The organism is Pedococcus sp. P5_B7, assembly GCF_054049895.1.
On sequence record NZ_JBFULM010000004.1, the window covers coordinates 145,316 to 167,334 of the forward strand.

Consider the following 22,019-nt stretch of genomic DNA (forward strand, 5'->3'; position numbering starts at 1 on the left):
TACGAAGTCACGTACAAGAGGACATCCAAGGGGTGACCCTGGCAGCGGTCGCATGCTATCTCCGTGGTCACCGCTGACGCCGGATACGACGGACCGGCACCCATGCCCTCGTGCCGCTCGCCACGGCAGGCAATACGGGCCGTTCAAGTACCTCAGAGGTACCCGCAGGGTCTGAAACAGCCAGAACGACCGGACGCGCATCACTGCCCAAACCTTGCTTGAAGGCCACGCCCGGGGCCTCCACGCTAGGCCGGATCCTCCAGCGTCGACCGGTGCACCACACGAGCCAGGTAGCCGTCGAAGCTGTCGGCGACCGGTTCCTCTCGCCGCAGCTCGCAGTCGATGACCGTCACCTTCGGCGAAATGCCATACCCACCTTGGTCACGTGGCGCTCCCCTGTAGTCGAGGCACAGGTCCCAGTGTCCGTCCCCGTCGAAGGGGATGAGACCCGTCGGGTCGGCTGGCACCCAGGTGTTGTCCTCGTCGCGCTGCCACCAGGCCTGCTGCTCCAGCCGCGGGAACCCGGGTCCGATCCCACGGACCATCTCGTGCACCACATCTGGCGCACCCTCGGAGGGAAAGGTCCAGTCGGTGTAGCCACCGTTCTGCTCCTCCAGCAGCCGCACCAGTGACGCCGGAAGCCGGACCCGGAACTCGTCCTCGAAGATGCGCAGCACCTCAGGAGTCAACGGCGGCTTGACGTACTTGGCAAAGGCCGGCGAGGTCCAGAAGCTCTCCGGCAGAGACCCTGCGTCTGTCACGACACCAGTATGAAGGGGGTCGCCCAAGCAAGCCGGTTCAGCGGGTGAAGGTGGCGCGGTAGTCCGATGGCGTGGCACCGGTCAGCTCACGAAAGGCGGCGTTGAACGCCGACAACGAGCCGTAGCCCACCTCGTGCGCGATCGTCGTGACGGGGGTGTCGTCTGCGGCGAGCCGCTCGACAGCCCGCAGGACCCGCATCCGCCGGAGCGTGGCGCGCCAGGTCATCCCGACCTCAGCCTCGAACCGGCGCGCCAGAGAGCGGGGTGCGAGTCCGACCTGGGCCGCGACGTCCTCGAACCGGATCTCAGTGGCGAGTCGTTCCTCGGTGAGCCGCAACGCAGTCCGCACCTCAGCCGAACGCCCGGCGGGCATGACGACAGGGCTGGGCAGCTCGGCCAGCCGCCACGCCACTGCGGCCAGGGCCGCGAAGATGGCGCGGGCGTAGGGCGGGAGTGGCTCCTCTGCTTCCTGCCATCGGCCGCATTCGGCGACCAGCGCGCGCGCCAGCGGGTCGAGGTCGAAGACCGTGAGCCCCTGCCGGGGCGGTGGGACGAAATCGATGTGGAAGAGCACCGAGGCGGTCGTGGCCGGCTGCGGAATGGTGACCGTTGCCGGCCGCCCCGCGGTCAGCAGGGCGGCCCGGGCCGGCGGCAGCAGCCAACGCTGTCCCTCGGCCTCCAGCCGTAGTGCGCCCCTCGAGGCGCACAGCAAGTAGTGACGGTCGACGACCAGCTCGGTCGGCGGGGTCGGCGCGAACGACCGGGTGAAGGCGAACGCCTCGCGGGTCACGGGTGAACTCTCACGCACCGATCGTAGGGACGCCGTTCCCGTCAAGCCACGGACTCGACGAGTTCCGCGCGGAAGCGCCGGCTCACCGGTCCTTCAGTGATCAACGGTCGCAGTATGCCGTTGGACCGGGCGAAGGCGTCGGAAGCCAGGTAGGCGACGAACGACGACTGGTCAGTCCACTCGTGCACCACCGTGACGGTGCGGTCGTCCTCGCCAGACGCGTAGACGCGAAAGGCAAGGTTGCCGGGCATCGAGCGGACCAGTGGCCGCTCGCCTTCGAGCTGGCTCAAGGCGCGAGAGCGGTCCGCCGGGGCGGTCGAGAAGTCGAGGATGGCGATGAACACGATGTCTCCTGGTGCCTGGTGTGGATGGTGGATCCAGCCTCACCCGACGGGGCCACAGCGCGCCTCCGCGCAGCGGACCCATCTACGCGTCCACCGGACACCCCTGAGGGGTCGCTGTGAATCCCCGTTATGCGCCGATCGACGCCGATACTCGTGAACTTCACGCACGCGAGTGCCCCGTCTCCGACCGCCCGTCGCGACGGGCGAAGGGTCAGAAGTCGACGCCGTGGATCGGGAGCATGAGTGGTGCGAGCTGCGAACTGCGCTCGGCCGACTTCAACAGCGTCGGGATGTCGCCGTTGAACCTGTCGACGCCCAAGGACAGGCAGACCAGCATCATCTCGACTGATCTCAACGGCTGGGTCCACTTCAGCAGGACTTCTGCGGGGAGCGCGTGACGCATGGCCTCGATCTGCGAGAAGCTCGCACGGTCGCCGCTATAGGTTCCGCCCTGGACGAGCGTCGGCCCTCCGGCACCGACGAGAGCCGTGCAGGCCTTCATCTGGTCCTTGGATGCCAAGGTCGTGTCGAGTAGCACACGGACCTTGCCGCCCTGGGGCTGCGCGGCCTCGACGACAGCCGTCAGCTGCTCACGGACCAAGTGCAGACAGCCCGCACCGTCGAGCCCGGGTGCCACGATCAACGCCACCTCGGCGGCGCCGGCCGACACCAGCTCCTGAGCTTCCGCCGCGAGTTCTGCAGGATCGTGCTGCCGCGACCTGTCGTTGAACGCCAGTGCGGTGACGGTCGCCGTCGGGGTCCCCGCGAGCTGCCCGGCAACGATGGCCAACTGGTCCGGCCGGCACACGACCGCGGCGACGCCGACTTCGAGGGCGTACTCGCAACCTTGCCTGACTTGGTCCTGGCCAACGTCAGGCCCGTAGACACGGTGCTCCAGCGCGGCCGCGATGGCCTCGGTCGTCACGACCTCACGTTCCAGCTTCACCTTGGCCCGAACCTGCGGTGTCAGTCCAAGCACGGGCGACCCCTCTTTCCGGTACGGCCCTCTGGATGACCCAGCCTTCCATCAATTCGCTGGGTTTGCTACCAAGTATGGCGCTTTGTGACGCTTCCGATCTACACGGACCCTGCGAGCGTGGCCCAGGCGAACCTGGCCCGGCGAACCTGGTTCAGGCGACGCCCGATGCGTCGTCGGCTACTCGCCCGAGCTGCCCTTGGTTCGCGACGCCACGGCGGCGCGCTCCTGCTCGACGCGTTCGAGGAGCTTGGTGCCCCGTCGCTTGAGGGACGGACCGGGGTCGGTGATGTGCTTGGGCGGTGGATACCTGACCCACCACCGGTAGGACCGGTCGCGGCGAAGGAGGTCCACGGCATACGACCTCGCGCCACTGATGGTGGCCTCGCTGCTCCCCTCGACGCCGAAGTCGGCCGCGACTGCGACGAACGCCGCAGTCGTCCTGGCTCGCTCGTACTCGAGCCGGGCCGCCGCGCGAATCGCCCACAACGGCAACACGATCGGGACGACGACGGTGAGCAGGATCCCCGCCACGATCGCGAAGGCGCACAGAGCCTGCGCCCACGTCCGTGACTGCCAGCCCCAGGAGTCGCGGATCAGGGCGAGCGCGAGAGCCGTGTAACCGATCCCGTAGAGGGCCGACCAGCCCACCTGGACGCCCACCGGGTGCGCCACCCGCCCGAACGCCCAGCTCACCCGGTCGCTGCTGCGGTCCTCGGCCAGCTGCTGCAAGGCGAACGCGGTCACCCCCGCGATGACTATGCCGCTGACGGACAGCACGATGCCCACGACCAGGCAGAGCGTCCAGTGGGCATGGAGGGTTCGGAAGACGCGGTCCCACCCGGACGAAGTGACCCACACGGCGAGCCCGAAGGGCGCCACCGCCAGCGCCAGTCGGATGAGGGCAAGGTCCAGGTATCGCGAGACGCCTCGGAGCCGCCACCAGATGCCTTCGCCAAGGTGCCCCCACGTGTTCGAGCTCGGCTGCTCGGGGGGCAGCACGCCGGCCCGGATCGCCAGGCCACCCAGCGCGGCATACGGGCTGCCCATCACCGCCGGGATCGACCCGAGCAGCATGAGCCCCAGCGAGAGCACCACCGTTGCGATGACGACGGTGGCGCCCTGGATCGCGCCGCCGGCCGCAGTGGCGTCCTCCCGTGCCTGGGTGACCGCCTCCGCGACCAGTGGCACGAGCGGGGTCAGCAGCACGAGTCCGTGCAGCACCGTGCCCGAGCGCATGGCGCCGTAGCTGAAACCGAGGATCAGCACTCCGAACCCGATCGCCGTGGCCGGCCCCGACACCGCCGCCGGCAGTGCGCCGAAGAGAGACAGCACCACGAGGACGCCGCCCAACGCCAGCGCGAGCGTCGCCAGCGCGCGCGCGACGCCGCGGCTCGTGAGCCCGACGACGCCCCAATAGATCACGAGCATGAGCCCGCGCAGGGTGCGGGTGATCAGACGGAGCGCACCCAGGCCGGAACGCGGGGAGTCGAGGGTCGTGGCGGCGACGGCGGCAGCCGTCGTCACGGAGCGGATCAGTAGGTCGCTGCTCACTTCCGACGCCAACGTCTCCCGCCCGACGCCCGCTCGGTCGAACGCGGCGAGGGTCTCGACCTTCTCCGCCTGCGTGAGCGGGCTCCCGTCACGGACCTTGGTGGACACCCCGTCGAGGAAGGCCGCGTCAGCCTTGACGAGGAGCTGGCCCCGGGAGCGGGTGCTGGCACCGTCGACCTCGTCGCCACGGATCGCTCCGAGCAGGGCCGGCAGGTCCTCCGGCACCACGTCGAGGTGGATGGCCCAGGCGAAAAGTGCTGCGAGTGCAGGCATCGACGGCGGCAGGTCACCAGGCGGGGTGTCGGGATTGAACGTGACGGTCAGCTCGGCGACGGCCTCCTCCCGGAGCTTGCTGAGTCTCGGATCGTCCGCCACGAGAGCGGAGCCCGCGCCGAATAGCGACGCCACCAGGCCGTCGACCGTCTGCTCCGCGAGGGTGGCCGGCGGCCCGGTCACGAGGTACCCGGAGAGCTCAGCCGCGCGACGGACCCGCGAGGGGTCCAGCACGGTCAGGCTCAACACGGAGGCAGCGTCGAGGCGGCCCCAGATCCAGTCGTTGAGGCGCCACGACCGTTTCAGGAAGCCACCGAACCTCAGGACCGACATCCCACCGAGCTTGTCGTCGGCGGTGATCGAGTGTCGGGCAAAGGCATTCGCGGTCTGCGCCGACAGCTGCACGAGGTCGACCGCGACGGTCGAGCCGTCCGTGGTCTCGTCGCCGAGGGCGGTGCTGGCGACCTCCAGCTGCAGCAGCCGGGTGAGCAGCTGTTCCGCGTCGAGCGCCTGGCCGCCCCTCTCGGCCTCCGGCACCAGGAAGTCGTGCCAGGCGAGCAGCCCGTCGTCCGGGGTCATGCATCCGTCGGCGTCCTGCGACGCCGGGAGGTAGGGCACGATCCCCACGAGGCAGTCGACCACGGTCTGCACGTGGCTGCGGACCGTCCGCCCGACGTGGCCCGGGTCCTCACGGACCGAGGCCAGCCGCTTCTCCACTGCGCGGAGCACCTCTGCCGCCCGCGCGTCCGCCGGGGCCTGCGCGCCGGTCTGTGTCCGCACGAGGGCGCCCTCACGTGCGGCCAGGTCCTTGGCTTGCTGGTCTAGACCGGCCGGCTCGACCCCGAGCATGAGCACGGCATAGCAGCCGAGCCGGAACTCCCAGTAGGACTGGTTCGGCTCCAGCGTCACGAGCACCTCGTCGGTCTCCCAGTCGTCGTCGATCAGGGCGCGGCAGTCGGTGAGGCGGACCGACTCCTCCGAGATGACCCGGAACGCGTTGGCCACCTTCTCGTACGCCGGGCCGGGCTCCAGCACCCAGATGAGGCGGCGGATCAGGTCGATGGCTGCTTCGGCGATCCGCTCGGCGCCGCTGTTGCCCCAGGCCCAACCCGGCCCGCGATCCGGGTGCGCCGCGTCGGGGATGCGTTCCGGCACATAGGGCATGCCGATGTTGCCGGGATCGTCGAGCGCTCGCTGTGCGTTCTGGGCCGCCTGTCGCACGCGTTCGTAGCTCCACGCCGACACCTCGGCACTGGCCAGGTCGATGTTGGCGGCCCGCGCATCGAGCAGCCGACGGGCCAGGTCGCGAGCGGCCCGCCACTTGCGCAGCCGCCGATAGTGCGGGAACAGCGAGCGCGCGAGCGACTCCACGGTCTGCCGGTCTTCGCGGCGCGGGACCGCATCGGCTGAACTCGTCTGCGCTGCAGGGTCTTTCGTCGCCGCTTTCGTGCCTTGGTATGCCGCGTGCGCGCCGTGGTAGGCCTCCTCCTCGCCGCGCCCGGTCCCGGTCTGCGCCTCGGCGATGGTCAGCAGGATGTCGGTGCGGGTCCCCCGTCGCCCGGCAGCGGCGCGGTTGTGTTGCTCGATCTCCTCGACGAACGTCCGGCCCCCCTGCGCGGACAGCGACGACAGCACCCCGGTCAAGGTCTCGCGCAGCGTTGGCGGCGCATCGAGGGCGTCGGCCGGGTCCTCCCCCGGCATCGGCGCATGCGGGTAGACCAGCAGCATGACCCGTCGGACCGGACGATCGGCGGGCATCGCCTGGATCGCCCGCAAGGCGTAGTGCGTCGGGGTGTTCGCCAACAGGCCGCCGTCGACGGTGAAGCGCGACCGGTCGCGGCTGCGTCGGACCTCCCCCCACGACGCCACGACCGACTCCAGGTCGGGGCGCACTCGCCTGTCGTCCGCCGATCGCGCCGAGACCTGCGACGCCGGCTGCCCGGGCTGAGCCGGTCGTCGGCCCTCGCCCACCGGCACGAAGGTCGGCTCGAAGGCCACCGGGAAGCTGGCGGAGGCACGGGCTGCCAGCGCCAGCTCCGAAGCGGTCGCCCGGATCCGGTCCGGCGAGAACGGGTCGGGCAACGGCTTGTCGGTGCCGGGATCGCGCTCCGGCGTGGGCCATCGGCTCCAGCGCAGCCGGCCCGCATGCAGCGCCTGCGGCAACGGCTGGCCGAGGGCGTCGGTCGTGACCAGCTGGTTGCCCTGCAGCACGGTCGTGGCCATCGTCAGGTCGATCGGCGCCTGCGCCGCTGTCGTCGTCTTCAGCGGCCAGGCAAGCGCCCCCAGGGCCTTGCTCAGCTCGGGCAGGAAGTACTCGTCACCTCGCATCAGCGAGGAGGGAGAACCCACGAACGGCGTGCGGAGCAACGTCTCCAGCTGGCCCTGCTCGATCCACAGGTCACGCAGGGTGGCGATCCGGGCGGCTTGGTTCACCTGGGCCAAGGCGAGCGCGGCGCCGTTGATCCCACCGGCCGAGGTGCCCGCGATGACGTCGACCCGCGCGACGCACCCAGCCAGTCGCAGCATCAAGGCGTAGGGACTGTCCGGCCGGTCGGGGTCGGCCTTGGCGAGCCGGTCCAGCTCGGTGACCGTGCCACCCATCCACACCGCGAGGCTGACCCCACCGTTCAGCACCACGCCGAACCGGACCTCCTCGCGCGGGACGTCCTTCAAGTCGACATGGCCCGCCAGCCCGGGAACGTCGTTCGTCATGGTGACCCCTTAGAGCCGTACTCCCGAACTTCGATGGTCCCGCGAACTGCCCCATCTGTCAGGCCCAAACGATCGGACGTCCGAGCCGTTCCCCATGGACGCACGACCGTCCGGGGTGTTCCCGGGGCCACTCGCCCGCGGTCTGGGCCACGCCGGCATACCTCCAAGGCTTGTCGTCAGGCGTAGGGGTCGGTGACCTTCCGTAGCTCGGTGAGGGCGTCGCGCAGTTGCTGCATGCGCTTGGGGCCGAGGTGGGCCCGCCACTCCTCTTCGATGCGCTCCTCCTCGGCCCGGGCGTACGGGATCGCCTTCTTGGCTCGAGAAGTCATGCGCACCAGGCGGGCCCGGCCGTCGGTGGGATCGGCAACCCGCTCGACGTAACCAGCGTGCTCGAGCTTGTCGACCAGGGCGGTGGCGGTCTGCTTGGCGATCTGGGCGCGTTCGGCGAGCACGCTCAGGCGGGTGCCTTCGAGGTCGATGCCCATCATGAGCCGGCTCTGCGCGATGGTGACGTCGTCGAAGCCGCGCTCCTGCAGCGCCTCGAAGATGCGGTTGGCAGCCGACCGCGAGGCGATGAACATCAACAGGCTGGCCGGCAGTTCGCGTTCCATGGCATCCGTTCACAAAGTCCTATCATCGAACTATAGTAGTTCGTCGATAGGACTAGTTTAGTCACGGAGGCCTCATGGACGCGACCCGCGACACGGTGGTCGACTTCTGGTTCGACCCGGTCTGCCCCTACTCATGGACGGCCTCCCGCTGGCTGCTCGAGGTGGGCCGACTCAGGCAGGTGACGGTGCGTCACCATGTCTTGAGCCTCTACCTGCTCAACCAGGACCGCACGGACATCGAGCCGGAGTACCGAAGCAACATCGGGGCGAGCCGCGGGCCGGCCAAGGTGGCCACCGCGGTGGTGGCGCGGCGCGGGATCGAGGCGCTCGCCGACTTCTACACCGCCTTCGGCAAGCGCGTCTTCGACGTATGGCGCCGACCCACCTCGGCGGAGTATCACGAGGTGATCAGGGCTGCCCTCGCGGAGGTGGGGCTGCCAGCCGAGCTGGAGGACGCCATGGAGTCCGAGGCGCACGACGATGCCATGCAGGCCAGCCACGACGAGGGAGTGGCGCTCGTGGGACGAGGCGACGTCGGGACGCCGATCACCTCCTTCGACGGGGTTGCGTTCTTCGGTCCGGTCCTCAACGCGATCCCGCGTGGCGAGCACGCGCTCCAGGTGTTCGAGGGTGCACGCTCGCTCGCGGCATACCCGCAGTTCTTCGAGCTCAAGCGCACCCGCCTGCAGCCCCCGGTCTTCACCTGAGGGCGCCGGGGTTCACTGGAAGGAGACGTGATGGCAACCCTGACGACCACCGAAGCGGACGCCCTGTGGGCTGGGATCGACGACCAGCGGGCCAGGACCGCCGCACTGCTCGAAGGTCTCACCCCCGAGCGGTGGGACCACTCGTCGCTCTGCGACGGCTGGACCGTGCGACACGTCGCTGCCCACCTCACCATGCAGCAGCAGCGCGTGCGGGATGCCCTGGGCTTCCTCGTCCGCCATCCCCGGCTCCTGCGGAGCATGCCGTTGAACACCTTCATCCACGATGCCGGAGTCGTGCAGGCGCAGGCCCTGTCCACGGAGCAGATCATCGCGGGGATCAGGGCCGGCATCGGGTCACGTCGCCACAATGCCGGGCTCACGCCCCTGGAGACGCTGACCGACATCCTCGTCCACGGCCAGGACATCGCCATCCCCCTCGGAGTGGACCTCCCCATACGGCCGTGGCTCAGCGCCCTGGCTGCGACCCGTCGGTGGGACACCCGAAACACGTGGCTCGCCAACGTCAACCGCCGACTGCCGTGGGCCACCTGCCGGCTCAGCGCCACCGACACTGAGTGGAGTCGCGGCGATGGACCTGAGGTGTCCGGGCCGATGGGCGCGATCCTGCTCCTGCTCACCGGAAGACCCGCGGCCCTCGATCAGCTCACCGGCGAGGGTGCGGCCGCCCTTCGCCTGAGCGTAGGGAGGTCCACCTAGGCTGGGAGAGTGAGCCACGCAGGCATCGAGCCGGTCTCATCGGAGGCACCGATGCTGTCGGGGCCAACGTTGATGACCCAGAGCTGGCGGGATCTCACCTTCCTGCACTGGGCGGTGAGACCGGAAGCGGTCGCAGACCTCATGCCGCCCGGCGTCCACCCGGACACCCTCGACGGGTTCACCTACGTCGGCCTCATCCCGTTCCGGATGGTCGGCGCCGGTGTTGGCAGGGGTCCCGGCGTGCCTTACCTGGGTTCGTTCCTGGAGACCAACGTGCGGCTCTACTCGGTCGACGACACCGGCCGCCGCGGGATCGTGTTCCTGAGCCTCGACGCCGACCGGGCGGCCGTGGTGGTCGGCGCCAGGCTGACGTTCGGGTTGCCGTACCGCTGGGCGCGGATGAGCTACCGGGCGAGCAGTGACGTGCACACGTATGCCGCACGCATCCGTCGCGCTGGCACGCCCACTGCCAGCCACGTGGCGGTCCGTGCAGGCGCACGTCGTCAGAGCACCGAGCTCGACGACTTCCTCAGCGCGCGCTGGGGACTGCACGTGCACTGGTGGGGCCGCACCCTCTACGTCCCCAACCACCACGAGCCCTGGCCAGTGCACGACGCGGAGGTCCTGGCGTTGGACGACGATCTGGTCGCTTCGGCAGGCCTGCCCGGCCTCACTGCTCGGCCGCCCGACCACGTGGCATTCAGTCCCGGGGTGCGCACGGTCTTCGGGCTCCCCGGGGACGCTGCTCGTCCCCGACGTCCCTAGGGCGCGGACGCCATCGAAGTGACCATGGCGTAGGAGACCCTGGGCGCTCACACTGAGTCCGCCTGCCGCTCGACCAGCACCTTCAAGTTCGTCAGCTCCTTGCGCGCTTCACGTGGGCTGAGGATCGCCATCTCCACGATCCTGGAAACAGGACCCAGCCGGCGGCGCCACTGCGTTGTGGCGTGGAGTCGCAGGTCGGTGCCGCCCGAATGCCCGATGAGTCGGGAGCTCACCTCGACGCTCAAGCCGAGGTATGCGTCCGTCCGCGTCACCAGCTCGTGTGGCGGGTTGGCGCTCAGGACCGTCGTGCGCGCTGCGAGCGGCCCTCGCCTCGAGACGTACGTGGAGCCGGGCACGCCCGGAGGACCCTGGACCATCGCCACCACCGGCTTCCCGGTCTGCCAGTCGGGGATCCTGACCGGATCGGCATACACGAGCCACACCTGCTCAGGCGTTGCCTCGATCCAGATCGTGTACTCGAGCGCACTCATTCGATTGCCTCCAAGACCATGAGACGCCAACCCCTCACCAGCGTAGCCATCCGGAGTGGGCACACCTCTTGCGGCTGGGGACCGCGTCGATAGCGTTGGAGCCGCATGCATCCCACACCCTCGATGGCGAAGGACGGCTCCCGTGGCCTCTCGACTCACGGTCCCAGGCAACCCGGTCGCTGACCCCGACTCCATCGTCGAGGGCGAGCACTGGCGGATCACCGTCCTCACTCCAGGGCTCCTGCGCCTCGAGTGGGCTGACGACGGCGCCTTCGAGGACCGGGCCAGCACCTTCGCGGTCAACCGAGCGCTTCCCAAGCCCGACGTCGAAGTCCACCGCGACGGCGAACGCGTCGAGCTCACCACCGGCTGCCTCCACCTCTCCTACGACGGTATGCCGTTCAGTCCCAGTGGTCTCGTGGTGCAGGCGACCTCGCCGATGCCCGGCTCGCACACCGTCGAGTGGCGGTTCGGCGAAGCGGCCGACGGGCTCGGCGGTACGGCCCGCACCCTCGATGAGGTCGACGGGGCGATCGAACTCGGCCCGGGAGTGGTGTCGCGCAACGGTATTGCGGTGATCGACGACTCCGAGTCGTTCCTCATCGAGGACGGTGCGCCGGCCCCTCGCACGAAGGGGACCACCGACCTCTACATCTTCGCGCGCGGACACGACTACCGCGCCGCCGTCGCCGACCTCTATGCGGTGTCGGGCGACGTGCCGATGCTCCCCCGGTGGGCGCTGGGCAACTGGTGGAGCCGCTACCACCCCTACTCCGCCGCCGAGTACCTCGAGCTGCTCGACACCTTCGAGGCCGAGGAGGTGCCGCTGTCGGTCGCCGTGATCGACATGGACTGGCACTGGGTCGACATCGACCCGCGGTTCGGCGTCGGCTGGACCGGCTACTCCTGGAACCGCGACCTCTTCCCCGACCCGCCGGCCTTCCTCGCCGAGCTGCACCGCCGGGGACTCGCCGTGACGCTCAACGTCCACCCCGCCGACGGCGTCCGAGCCTTCGAGGACGCCTACCAGCAGGTGGCGGAGGACATGGGCGTCGACCCGGCCACTGAGCGGCCGATCCCCTTCGACCCCACCGACGCCCGCTTCATGGAGTCTTACTTCACCCGGCTCCACCACCCGCTCGAGGACGAGGGCGTTGACTTCTGGTGGCTGGACTGGCAGCAGGGGTCCTTCAGCCGCACACCCGGGGTGGATCCGTTGTGGTTGTTGAACATCGAGCACTTCAACGACTCGGCCCGCCGAGGCCAGCTGCCGCTGACCTTCTCCCGGTATGCCGGTCCGGGGAGCCATCGCTACCCCGTCGGCTTCTCCGGCGACACCCACATCACCTGGGCTTCTCTCGACTTCCAGCCGTACTTCACGGCGAGCGCCTCCAACATCGGCTACGGCTGGTGGAGCCACGACATCGGCGGCCACTGGTACGGCAGCCGCGACGACGACCTCACCGTGCGCTGGGTGCAGCTCGGCGTCTTCTCGCCGATCATGCGACTGCACTCGTCGCTGCACCCCTTCATCCGCAAGGAGCCGTGGAACTTCCCCGCCGAGCCGCGTGCCACCATCGACGCGTTCCTCCGCCTGCGCCACCGGCTCATCCCTTACCTGCACACCATGAACGCCCGCGCAGCGCACGATGGGGCACCGCTCGTCGAGCCGATGTACTGGGAGGACCCCAGCGCCGTCGAGTCGTATGACGTGCCGACCCAGTTCCGCTTCGGGACCGAGCTCGTCGTGGCCCCGATCACCAGCCCGCAGCAGCAGACCCTCGGGCTCGGGAGCGTGCAGGCCTGGCTGCCCGAGGGCGACTGGACCGACCTGTTCACGGGGACCCGCTACCGCGGCGGACGACAGGTGCGGCTGCACCGGCCGATGGAGACGTTGCCCGTCCTGCTGCGGGCGGGAGGTCTGCTGCCCCTGTCCGGCGCCGAGGACGCGAGCGTCGGCACCGAGCTCCCCCGGCACATCGAGCTGGTGCTCGCCCCTGGGGTGGACGGCCGGTTCGACCTGGTCGAGGACGACGGCAACACCGACCCCCAGACCGCTGTCACGACCATCACCTGGGACGACGCTGCGGGCAAGCTCACCGTCGCTCCGGCGACCGGTGCCACTGACATCCTTCCGAGCTCACGCACCTGGTCCTTGATGATCCTCGGCGCCGAAACCGTTGGCGCACAGGGCTCCTCGCATTCTGAATCCACCCCTACTGAGACGGGCATCCGCCTCGACCTGGGCGACGTCGCCACCTCTACAGGCACCACGGCCACGGTCGGCGAGCTCCGACCGTTCGGCTGGGACCGGACCGTCGAGCAGCTGCGCCGAGTGCTCGACAGAGCGCGCATCGACCACAACCTCAAGCGCACGGCATACGACCTCGTCAATGCAGCTGACGGGCCGACGGACGCGGCCGCACGCCTGCGCGGGCTCGAGCTCGACCGCGAGGTCGAGGCGGCGCTGCTGGAGCTGGCGCTGGCCCACTACTGACGTCGGGGCCACTGCCTATCCTGTGCGGCATGGAGCTGCAGTTCAGCGGGGAGATCTGGCACTGGAGAGGCCCGTCACCGTTCCACTTCGTCACCGTGCCCGAGGAGCTCTGCGACGCGCTCGATGCGACAGCCGGGCTGGTCAGCTACGGCTGGGGGATGATCCCGGTGCGCGTCAGCATCGGCCAGACCGACTGGACCACGTCGTTGTGGCCCAAGGACGGTCGCTACATCGTGCCGCTCAAGACCGCGGTGCGACGGGCCGAGGGGCTCGAGGTCGGCGCCACCACGACCATCCAGCTCTTCGTCGACGTCTGAGAGCCGCGCCGGAGCCCGCGACCGGATGCCAGTGGGGCCTGCTGGTAGGCGAAGACCAACCTCGGGCGAACGGCCAGAAACGCTGTGAAAATCGGTCGAAAGCCCCCACTGGGCCGTGGTGGGCAGTACCTTCGCCACACCCCCACGGCAGACCCGCCCCAGCCTCCCCAGATGCGGCACGCTCACCAAGGACTGGCATGACCACACGCGCGCGCTCCCTCCTGACCTCCTCCGCCGTCGTCGCAGCCCTGGCCGCCACCGCGCTGGTCGCGCCGAACGCCACGGCAGCCCCCGGGGCGGTCACCACGACTGTCACCACCGCGGCCCCGGCCGTGAGCGCACCGACGCTCGCCACGGCATACACGAAGTCCGCTGCGGACGCCCGCATCGTCAGCAAGCTGACCGCCCGCGCGACCACCGCGAAGTTCGGCACGCAGTTCAGCGGCGCGGTCATGGACGCCCGCACGGGCACGCTGCTGTGGAGCAAGAACGGCAACACCGCGCTCAAGCCGGCGTCGACGATCAAGTTCGTCGCCGCCACCAACGCGCTGCGGCGATTCGGTCCCACCTATCGCTTCACCACGACGGTCCGTCGCGGCACCCAGGCCGACCAGGTCGTCCTCATCGGCTCCGGCGACCCCGCGCTCTCGTCCGCGCAGCTGGTGTCCTTGGCCCAGCAGACCGCCTATGCCATGAAGGCCAACGGCCAGCCGCGCGTGCGCCTGTATGCCGATGACACCCTCTTCGCCGCACCGAGCCTCGCGACGGGCTGGCCCTCGACGTACGTCCCCGACGAGACCACCTGGCTGCGCGCGCTCGTGGTGGACGGTCGCCTGGTCAGCGACACGACCATCGACGCGGCCAAGATCTTCGCGGCGAAGCTCAAGACCTACGGCATCACCGTCGCCAGCGTGACCCGCGGCACCGCGTCGACCGCCAACCCGGTGCTCGCCACGTCCGCGGGCCAGACGATCGACCAGATCGTCACGCGGATGATGATGGAGTCCGACAACGAGCACGCAGAGGCGCTGCACCGGCTCGTCGGCGTGCGATCCGGCGCCGGCAAGACCTGGTCGGCGGCGAGCTCCGCTGCCAAGAAGGGCCTGACCTACGAAGGCCTCGCCGCCACGGCGATCTACGACGGATCGGGCCTGTCCCGCAGCGACCGGCTGACCAGCATCCAGCTCGCGAAGATGGTCAAGAACACGTTCGAGCCGGCCAACAAGGAGCCTTTCCGGATCCTGCGGTCGAGCCCGGGACTGCCCCGGGCCGGCATGACCGGCACGCTGAAGGCGTCCTACGACCGGTTCACCGCGAGCACGTCGAAGTGCGCCGTCGGCAAGGTCTACGCGAAGACCGGCACGCTGAGCGACGCCGTGGCGCTGGCCGGCTGGACGATCGGCAAGGACGGACGCATCAAGGCGTTCGCGTTCATCATCAACGGAAAACCGACCTCGACCACGGTCATGCGGCAGAACATCGACATGCTCGCCGCCACGGTCAACGGCTGCTACTGACCTGTCTCGCGAGCCAGCCTGGCCGCAGCCACCCGGGCTGCTCGCTGGCGCTCGAGCCGACGGTGCGGGTCCTCGGCTTCACCGAGCTGCGCGGGGCCGTACAGGTGCATCCCGAGCCACTTGATCCGGTAGCCGAGGCGGTATCCCCACGACAGTCCTTCGTGATCGGCCTTGCTCATCTGCTCTCCTCGATCTGCATCCATATTGCTTAGTGGCCTAACTATCTCTGCACTAACGATAGCCCCGGTCGGGCTAGACTCGAAATCGTGACTGCATCGACGAAGGGTGCTCGCCGCCCGCCGCCCGCTGAAGCGGCCGACCTTCTCCAGCTCGATCGCCAGGTCTGCTTCGCACTGGCGGTCGCGTCGCGCAACGTGATCGCGCTCTACCGGCCGCTGCTCGAGCCGATGGGGCTGACCCACCCGCAGTACCTCGTCATGCTCGCCCTCTGGGAGGACTCGCCCCTGCGGGTCAGCGAGCTGGCTTCGCGACTCAGCCTGGAGCCCGCCACCCTCTCGCCTCTGCTCAAGCGGCTGGAAGCCGGCGGCATGGTCACCCGTGGGCGCGACCCGCTCGACGATCGCGCCCTGGCCGTCTCCCTGACCCGCAAGGGAGCCGCCGCGCGCAAGCGTGCCGAACGCATCCCCCCTGCGATCATCGACCGCCTCGGCATGGACCTGGCCGAGCTCGAAGCCATGCGCGACGGACTCACCCGCCTCATCGAGGCGGCCGCACCACCCTCAACCTGAGAGCGCGGGGCTCACACCGCGCCGGTGCCACCGTCGACGTCGCCACCGATGCCGGGCGTGATCTTGAACGTGCCGGGCGCCATGTCGCCGTACTCGTCGGCGCGTCGCTCCTCGGGGGTGCGCTTGTCACCGACGCGGCGCACGATGCCGACGACGATCAGGGTCACGATCGCCACCGCTCCGATGACGAACACCCCGATGAGCAGGCTCCCGAAGATCCACTCGTTCACGACTCCCCCTCGCTGTTGGGTTGATCGTCCAGCATGGACGGGTACGGGTCAACGAGTTCCCAGAATTGACCATCTTCATGGGTTGATCTTCGAACAGGTGTTCGAATAACATGGACCATGGCCATCGCACCCATCCATCCGGCGCCGCCTCTGACGGCCGCCGAGGGGGTGCGTCAGGTGCACGAGGTGCTCGACCGCGTCGGGCCTGTCGACGAGCTTTCCGGGTATGCCGCGTCGAGCCTCGTCGTCGAGCTGGACCGGGCGATGGCCAGGATGGCGGCGCTGAAGCTGTCGCTGGCGGCGGTGGTGGACAAGTCCGACGTCGCCTCCGACGCCGGCATGACGGGCACCGCCGTCTGGCTCGCCGCTCGGTCCCGTCGCGACGGGGCCTCCACGGCCCGGGAGGTACGCCTGGCGACCGCGCTCGACGGCGGTCTCCCGGCCACCCGGCAGGCGCTGAGCGTGGGCGACCTGAGCACCGAGCACGCGCTGGTGATCGCCACCACCGCGCAGCAGCTGCCGGCCGGGCTGGACGACACGCAGCGGGCCGCCATCGAGCAGTCGCTGGTGGCGGTCGGCAAGCGGGTCGACCCGGCGGCGTTGCGCCGCAAGGCGCGCCGGGCCCTGGAGTCCGCGCGGCGGTCGCAGGCCGAGGTCGACGCGCACGAGGACGCGGTGCTGCGCAGCGAGGAGGAGCGTGCCCTGGCCGCGACCAGGCTGACCCTGCACGACAACCACGACGGCACCACCACCGGACACTTCACGGTGCCCACCCTGGCCGGGCAGATCCTGACCAAGGTCATCCAGCAGATCGCCTCTCCGCGCCGGTTCGCCCAGCAGGCGGCCCGCGACGCCCGCGAACGGGCCGCAGCCCAGGGCGGGTCGCAGGGTGGGTCGCTGACCGCCGACCAGGTGGCCGAGGCGACCTGGGACGCGTTCCGGGCCGAGGACCTCGACTGGTCCCAGAAGTACGGTCGGGCCTTCGTGGAGCTGCTCGAGCACCTGCCCACCGACCACCTCTCCGGCAAGGTCGCCGCGACCGTCCTGGTCACCCTCGACCACGACACCCTCAAGACGTCACTCGGCGCGGCCCACCTCGACACCGGCCACGACATCTCCGCCTCCGAAGCGCGCCGACTCGCCTGTGGCGCCGGCCTCGTCCCGGCCGTGCTCGACGGTGACTGGCAGCCGCTCGACCTCGGCCGGACCCAACGGTTCTTCACCGAAGCCCAGCGGGTCGCCCTCGCCAAGACCTACGACACCTGCGCCGCCCAGGACTGCGACCGGCCCTACGCCTGGACCGAGCACCACCACCAAGACCCCTGGGCCTCCGGCGGGCTGACCAACCTCGACAACGCAGTCCCACTCTGCGGGTTCCACCACCGACGCATCCACCACCCCGGATTCCGCCACCGGATCACCCACGACCCCGGCGGACGCAAACGAGTCACCATCCACCGACGGACCTAGCGTGCCGTGAGGTTTGCCCCGCGCACCGTCGTGCCCATCATCTCCGACGCGCCTGCCACTGGGGCTGGTGCTGTCGCTCCGGCGTGCCCGCGCGAGCCCCGCTTGCCGACGACTCCGTCGCTCGGAAGACTCCGGGCATGACCGATGACCAGTGGTTCCGCGAAGCCGTCGTCTACCAGATCTACCCGCGCAGCTTCCAGGACTCCGACGGTGACGGCATCGGTGACGTGCCCGGCATCATCAGCCGGCTCGACTACCTCCAGCAGCTCGGCGTCGACGTGGTCTGGCTGTCGCCGATCTACACGAGCCCGCAGGACGACAACGGCTACGACATCGCCGACTACCAGGACATCGACCCGACCTTCGGCACCCTCGCCGACGTCGACGAGCTGGTCGCGCAGGCGCACGCCCGCGGCATACGCATCGTCATGGACCTCGTGGTCAACCACACCTCCGACGAGCACCCGTGGTTCGTGGAGTCGCGGTCGAGCAAGGACAACCCGAAGCGCGACTGGTACTGGTGGCGGACCGCCCGCGACGGCCACCCCGCTGGGGACGAGGGCGCCGAGCCGACCAACTGGGAGTCGTTCTTCAGCGGGCCCGCGTGGGAGCTCGACGAGGCGACCGGCGAGTACTACCTGCACCTGTTCAGCCGGAAGCAGCCCGACCTCAACTGGGAGAACCCGGAGGTGCGCGAGGCCGTCTACGCGATGATGCGGTGGTGGCTGGACCGCGGGATCGACGGGTTCCGGATGGACGTCATCAACATGATCTCCAAGGTGACCTCACTGCCCGATGGTGAGCCCCTGCCTGCCACGCCCTACCTGGGTGACGGCACGCCGCACTTCCTGAACGGGCCGCGCATCCACGAGTTCCTCCGGGAGATGCACGCGGCGGTGTTCGAGGGGCGCACCGAGAAGCTGCTGACCGTCGGCGAGATGCCGGGCGTGACCGTCGAGGACGCGATCCTCTACACCGACCCGGAGCGACACGAGGTCGACATGGTGTTCCAGTTCGAGCACGTGGGGCTCGACATCGGGGCGCACAAGTGGGACCGGAGCCGGGTCGACCTGCGCGACCTCAAGGCGTCGCTCGGCCGGTGGCAGGACGCCCTCGCCGAGGTCGGCTGGAACTCGCTCTACTGGAACAACCACGACCAGCCGCGTGCGGTGTCGCGGTTCGGGTCCGATGCTCCCGAGCACCGGGTCGCGTCGGCGAAGCTGCTCGGCACGGTCCTGCACCTGCACCGTGGCACGCCGTACGTCTACCAGGGCGAGGAGCTCGGGATGACGAACGTGCCCTTCGCCTCGGCCGACGACTTCCTCGACATCGAGTCGGTCAACTACTACCGCCTGGCGTCCGGCGCGGGTGGTGACGTCGAGGCGATCCTCGCCAACCTGAGGCTCGGTAGTCGCGACAACGCCCGCTCCCCGATGCAGTGGGATGACAGCGCGAACGCGGGGTTCACGAGCGGGACCCCTTGGGCCGCAACGAATCCCAACTACCGAGAGGTCAACGCGGCAGCCGCGGTGGCCGACGACGACTCGGTGTTCCACCACTACCGCCGGGTCATCGAGCTGCGGCACACCGAGCCGGCGATCGCGCATGGCGACTTCCACCTGCACGCACCCGACCACGAGACGCTGTACGCGTTCACGCGGTCGTACAAGGGCGTTGAGCTGCTGGTGCTCGCCAACTTCTCGGGCGACGACCTCGACCTCACCGGCCCCGGCCTGGATGGCACGCTCGATCTCGACGGCTGGGAGTCGGCCACCGTCCTGCTCGGCAACCTCGGCGACCCCACCTCGCCGACCGCCACGCTCCGCCCCTGGGAAGCCCGCATCCTGAAGCGCTGAGAGCTGCCTCTTTCGGTGGAGATCCACCGATTTTGCCTTCCGAACCGTCGCTGCTGTGCCACTATCGCGGCGTGATTCGAGCAGAACTTGGGTTGGGGATCCTCGGGACCGCATTGTGGATCTACTGCCTCTTCGACGTGATCATGACCGACGAGTCCCGCATCAGGAACCTGCCCAAGGCGACCTGGATCTTCGTGGTGCTCATCACCTCGCTGGTGGGGGCCGTGGCGTGGCTGGTGGCTGGTCGACCGCAGACGCCGCAGCGGAGCCTGCCGTACAAGGGGAACACCGGCTCGGCGTACCCGGAGTACGAGCGGCCGGGGAGGTTCGTGCCGACGAACCCGGACGACGACGCGGAGTTCCTGCGGAAGGTGCGTGAGCGGGCCGAGGCGCAGACCCAGGAGGCGAAGCGGCAGCGGCTCGAGCGTGAGCGTCTGGAGGCCGAGCAGATCGAGCGCGAGCGCCAGCGCCGCAAGCAGGGCAACGCCAACCCGTCGACCAACCCAGGCCCCGCGGCCAACCCGGACCGGGCGGCCAGCCCGGACCCCACCGCCGACCCCAACCCGACCAGCGACTGAACTCTCCGCTGGTTTCTCCGCTAGGCGTCCGGAGTGGCGTCGCGGAGTGCTCCCAGGACCTTGGCGTCGATGCCGTCGGGGCTCAGGCGCATCTCGTAGTTGGCCTCGCCGGCCCAGGCCGTCAGGGCGCTGGACACCTCGCCGGAGTAGCCCAGGGACGAGAGCCGCACGGCCACCTCGTCGGCCAGCTCGCCCTCGAGTGGGCGGACGTCCTCGGGGCCACCGAAGATCAGGTCGTTCATCCGCAGCAGCCGGGCGAGCTCCTGGGGCGCGTCCTCGTGGTCGTCGACGCGGAGGTCGGCGAGGACCCCGCAGTGGTCGTACCCCGCGCCGGGCTGCACGGCATACAGGGCAGCGCCTTGGCGGCCCCGCGAGTCGCCGCCGGCTGCGTCGCCGGCGAGGAGGGCGGCGATCAGCCGGTCGGTGAGCGAGTGGCCCGCGGAGGCCAGCCAGGCCGCCTCCATCTCCGCGACCACGTCGGACCCGGTGAGGATGTTGCCCTGGATGGCGTAGCCCCCGGTGGAGTCGCGGCCGCAGACCCCGCCGGCCCAGTCCATGCAGGACTCGCCGGTGTAGGTGGCCTGCGAGTCGACGCCGACGACGCCCAGCTGTCGGTGTGCGCGGTCGGCGTCGGGCGTGGTGCAGGCGGTGACGGCCCCCTGCGCGTCGGCGCCTCCCGAGAGGGCGTCGAGGGCGACCGAGCGGTAGGCGACCCGCGCCATGGCCTGGGTCGCGACGGCGCCGACCCCCAGCCGCACCTCGGGCACGACGGCACCGACGAACGGGAACCTGCTCGCGACGGCGACGCCGAACGCGTCACCGACCTGGCCGACGATCGAGAAGGTCATGCGCTCGACCGTAGCGATGGGGAGGGCATGACGCTCACCTGCGAGAATGGGGCATGGCCGCGAAAACGACCAGGACCCCCTCCAAGAGCACCAATCTGAACCCCTCGAGCTTGACCGGGACGCTGCTCACCTGGACCACCCTCGCGCCACTGGTCGCCATCGTCGCGCTCGTGCTGACGTGGGGTCGGCACCTGGGCACCATTCCGGTGATCGTCGTGGCGGCGGCGCTGGCTGCTGCCGTGCTGGCTGCGGTGCACCACGCCGAGGTCGTCGCGCACCGGGTCGGGGAACCGTTCGGCTCGCTGGTGCTGGCCGTCGCCGTGACGATCATCGAGGTGGCGCTGATCGTCACGCTGATGATCAGCGGTGGCAAGGACACCGCGTCGCTGGCCCGCGACACCGTCTTCGCCGCCGTGATGATCACCTGCAACGGGATCGTCGGGCTGTCGCTCTTCGTCGGGGCGGTGAAGTACCGGCTGATCTCGTTCAACGCGGAGGGCACCGGAGCTGCGCTCGCCACGGTCACGACGCTGGCGGTGATGACGATGGTGGTGCCGACCTTCACGACCAGCGCGCCCGGTCCGGAGTTCTCCAGCTCGCAGCTGGTGTTCGCGGCGGTGATCTCGCTGGCGCTCTACGGCATGTTCGTGTCGACCCAGACCCGGCGGCACCGCGACTTCTTCCTGCCGGTCGCCCACGACGGTGAGCCCCTCGACGACGTGCACGCCGACCCGCCCACGAACCGCGAGACCTGGACCAGCCTCGGACTCCTGCTCGTCTCGCTGGTCGCGGTGGTCGGGCTCGCGAAGGTCGAGTCGCCGGCCATCGAATCGGGCGTGGCGGCAGCTGGCTTCCCGCAGTCCTTCGTCGGGGTCGTCATTGCGCTGCTCGTGCTGCTGCCCGAGACGCTCGCGGCCGCCCGCGCTGCCCGTGGCAACCGGATCCAGACCAGCCTCAACCTCGCGCTCGGATCCGCGATGGCCAGCATCGGCCTGACCATCCCGGCGATCGCGATCGCCTCGATCTGGCTCGACGGTCCGCTGCTGCTGGGCCTCGGACCGGTGCAGATGGTGCTGCTCGCCCTCACCGTCGTGGTCAGCGTCCTGACCGTGGTGCCCGGGCGGGCGACGCGGCTGCAGGGTGGCGTGCACCTCGTGCTCCTCGCCGCGTTCGTGTTCCTCGCGGTCAATCCCTAGCGTCGGCTTCCCGCTGCGACTTTCCTGGCTTCGACTTCGTGGGTATGCCGCTGGGCCAGG

The 22,019-nt window shown here is 69.8% G+C and carries 21 protein-coding genes; 11 read left to right on the plus strand and 10 right to left on the minus strand.

Features of this window, described 5'->3' with window-relative positions; all coding sequences use genetic code 11:
• Positions 1-245: 245 nt before the first annotated feature.
• From ACXJKD_RS11270 to ACXJKD_RS11295, 6 genes are all read right to left on the minus strand, one after another.
• Positions 246-761 carry an SMI1/KNR4 family protein gene (locus ACXJKD_RS11270; protein ID WP_457254642.1) on the minus strand — a complete coding sequence of 172 codons (516 nt, stop codon included), beginning with the start codon at positions 759-761 and terminating at the stop codon, positions 246-248.
• A 37-nt stretch (positions 762-798) separates the two neighbouring features.
• On the minus strand, positions 799-1,551 hold the full coding sequence (locus tag ACXJKD_RS11275; RefSeq protein WP_457254643.1) for an AraC family transcriptional regulator: 753 nt from the start codon (positions 1,549-1,551) through the stop codon (positions 799-801).
• 41 nt (positions 1,552-1,592) lie between these two features.
• Positions 1,593-1,895 (minus strand): putative quinol monooxygenase, encoded by a 303-nt coding sequence (locus ACXJKD_RS11280; protein ID WP_457254644.1) that lies wholly within the window; start codon positions 1,893-1,895, stop codon positions 1,593-1,595.
• Between the two features lie 211 nt (positions 1,896-2,106).
• Positions 2,107-2,820: a hypothetical protein gene (locus ACXJKD_RS11285; protein WP_457254645.1), complete on the minus strand. Its 714-nt coding sequence runs from the start codon at positions 2,818-2,820 to the stop codon at positions 2,107-2,109.
• A 231-nt stretch (positions 2,821-3,051) separates the two neighbouring features.
• Positions 3,052-7,410, minus strand: coding sequence for a patatin-like protein (locus ACXJKD_RS11290; RefSeq protein ID WP_457254646.1), 4,359 nt, complete (start codon positions 7,408-7,410; stop codon positions 3,052-3,054).
• Positions 7,411-7,586: 176 nt separating this feature from the next.
• Positions 7,587-8,021 (minus strand): MarR family winged helix-turn-helix transcriptional regulator, encoded by a 435-nt coding sequence (locus ACXJKD_RS11295; protein WP_457254647.1) that lies wholly within the window; start codon positions 8,019-8,021, stop codon positions 7,587-7,589.
• A 74-nt stretch (positions 8,022-8,095) separates the two neighbouring features.
• Between ACXJKD_RS11295 and ACXJKD_RS11300 the strand changes: the two genes are divergently transcribed.
• From ACXJKD_RS11300 to ACXJKD_RS11310, 3 genes are read left to right on the plus strand one after another with little or no spacing between them, the layout of a single operon-like run.
• Positions 8,096-8,728: a mycothiol-dependent nitroreductase Rv2466c family protein gene (locus ACXJKD_RS11300; RefSeq protein WP_457254648.1), complete on the plus strand. Its 633-nt coding sequence runs from the start codon at positions 8,096-8,098 to the stop codon at positions 8,726-8,728.
• A 30-nt stretch (positions 8,729-8,758) separates the two neighbouring features.
• The gene (locus ACXJKD_RS11305; protein WP_457254649.1) at positions 8,759-9,445 is read left to right on the plus strand and encodes a maleylpyruvate isomerase family mycothiol-dependent enzyme; all 687 of its coding nucleotides are present in this window, start codon (positions 8,759-8,761) and stop codon (positions 9,443-9,445) included.
• Between the two features lie 9 nt (positions 9,446-9,454).
• Positions 9,455-10,210, plus strand: a complete 756-nt coding sequence (locus ACXJKD_RS11310) for a YqjF family protein (protein WP_457254650.1) — start codon at positions 9,455-9,457, stop codon at positions 10,208-10,210.
• Between the two features lie 47 nt (positions 10,211-10,257).
• On the opposite strand, the gene ACXJKD_RS11315 is transcribed toward ACXJKD_RS11310, so the two are convergent.
• Entirely contained in the window at positions 10,258-10,701 is a 444-nt protein-coding gene (locus tag ACXJKD_RS11315; RefSeq protein WP_457254651.1) for an SRPBCC family protein, read from the minus strand.
• A gap of 142 nt (positions 10,702-10,843) precedes the next feature.
• Between ACXJKD_RS11315 and ACXJKD_RS11320 the strand changes: the two genes are divergently transcribed.
• From ACXJKD_RS11320 to dacB, 3 genes are all read left to right on the plus strand, one after another.
• Entirely contained in the window at positions 10,844-13,198 is a 2,355-nt protein-coding gene (locus tag ACXJKD_RS11320; RefSeq protein ID WP_457254652.1) for a TIM-barrel domain-containing protein, read from the plus strand.
• A 29-nt stretch (positions 13,199-13,227) separates the two neighbouring features.
• Entirely contained in the window at positions 13,228-13,515 is a 288-nt protein-coding gene (locus ACXJKD_RS11325; RefSeq protein WP_457254653.1) for a DUF1905 domain-containing protein, read from the plus strand.
• Positions 13,516-13,712: 197 nt separating this feature from the next.
• Positions 13,713-15,032 carry a D-alanyl-D-alanine carboxypeptidase/D-alanyl-D-alanine endopeptidase gene (gene dacB / locus ACXJKD_RS11330; RefSeq protein WP_457254654.1) on the plus strand — a complete coding sequence of 440 codons (1,320 nt, stop codon included), beginning with the start codon at positions 13,713-13,715 and terminating at the stop codon, positions 15,030-15,032.
• On the opposite strand, the gene ACXJKD_RS11335 is transcribed toward dacB, so the two are convergent.
• Positions 15,026-15,211, minus strand: a complete 186-nt coding sequence (locus ACXJKD_RS11335) for a hypothetical protein (RefSeq protein ID WP_457254655.1) — start codon at positions 15,209-15,211, stop codon at positions 15,026-15,028. The genes dacB and ACXJKD_RS11335 overlap by 7 nt on opposite strands.
• A gap of 87 nt (positions 15,212-15,298) precedes the next feature.
• Between ACXJKD_RS11335 and ACXJKD_RS11340 the strand changes: the two genes are divergently transcribed.
• Positions 15,299-15,781 carry a MarR family winged helix-turn-helix transcriptional regulator gene (locus ACXJKD_RS11340; RefSeq protein WP_457254656.1) on the plus strand — a complete coding sequence of 161 codons (483 nt, stop codon included), beginning with the start codon at positions 15,299-15,301 and terminating at the stop codon, positions 15,779-15,781.
• A gap of 11 nt (positions 15,782-15,792) precedes the next feature.
• Here the strand turns inward: ACXJKD_RS11340 and ACXJKD_RS11345 are convergent, their stop codons facing one another.
• A complete protein-coding gene (locus ACXJKD_RS11345; protein ID WP_457254657.1) occupies positions 15,793-16,011 on the minus strand; it encodes a hypothetical protein in 219 nt (72 codons plus the stop codon).
• Positions 16,012-16,128: 117 nt separating this feature from the next.
• Here ACXJKD_RS11345 and ACXJKD_RS11350 point away from each other — a divergent pair, with 117 nt between their 5' ends.
• The 3 genes from ACXJKD_RS11350 to ACXJKD_RS11360 all read left to right on the plus strand — a co-directional run bounded on the left by ACXJKD_RS11350 (position 16,129) and on the right by ACXJKD_RS11360 (position 19,915).
• Entirely contained in the window at positions 16,129-17,481 is a 1,353-nt protein-coding gene (locus ACXJKD_RS11350) for a DUF222 domain-containing protein (RefSeq protein WP_457254658.1), read from the plus strand.
• Between the two features lie 137 nt (positions 17,482-17,618).
• Entirely contained in the window at positions 17,619-19,337 is a 1,719-nt protein-coding gene (locus ACXJKD_RS11355) for a glycoside hydrolase family 13 protein (protein WP_457254659.1), read from the plus strand.
• 71 nt (positions 19,338-19,408) lie between these two features.
• Positions 19,409-19,915 carry a PLDc N-terminal domain-containing protein gene (locus tag ACXJKD_RS11360; RefSeq protein WP_457254660.1) on the plus strand — a complete coding sequence of 169 codons (507 nt, stop codon included), beginning with the start codon at positions 19,409-19,411 and terminating at the stop codon, positions 19,913-19,915.
• Between the two features lie 20 nt (positions 19,916-19,935).
• Here ACXJKD_RS11360 and ACXJKD_RS11365 read toward each other — a convergent pair whose 3' ends face one another.
• Positions 19,936-20,763 (minus strand): DUF1028 domain-containing protein, encoded by an 828-nt coding sequence (locus tag ACXJKD_RS11365; RefSeq protein ID WP_457254661.1) that lies wholly within the window; start codon positions 20,761-20,763, stop codon positions 19,936-19,938.
• A 53-nt stretch (positions 20,764-20,816) separates the two neighbouring features.
• On the opposite strand from ACXJKD_RS11365, the gene ACXJKD_RS11370 reads away from it, so the two are divergent.
• Positions 20,817-21,959: a calcium:proton antiporter gene (locus tag ACXJKD_RS11370; RefSeq protein WP_457254662.1), complete on the plus strand. Its 1,143-nt coding sequence runs from the start codon at positions 20,817-20,819 to the stop codon at positions 21,957-21,959.
• Positions 21,960-22,019 lie beyond the last annotated feature (60 nt).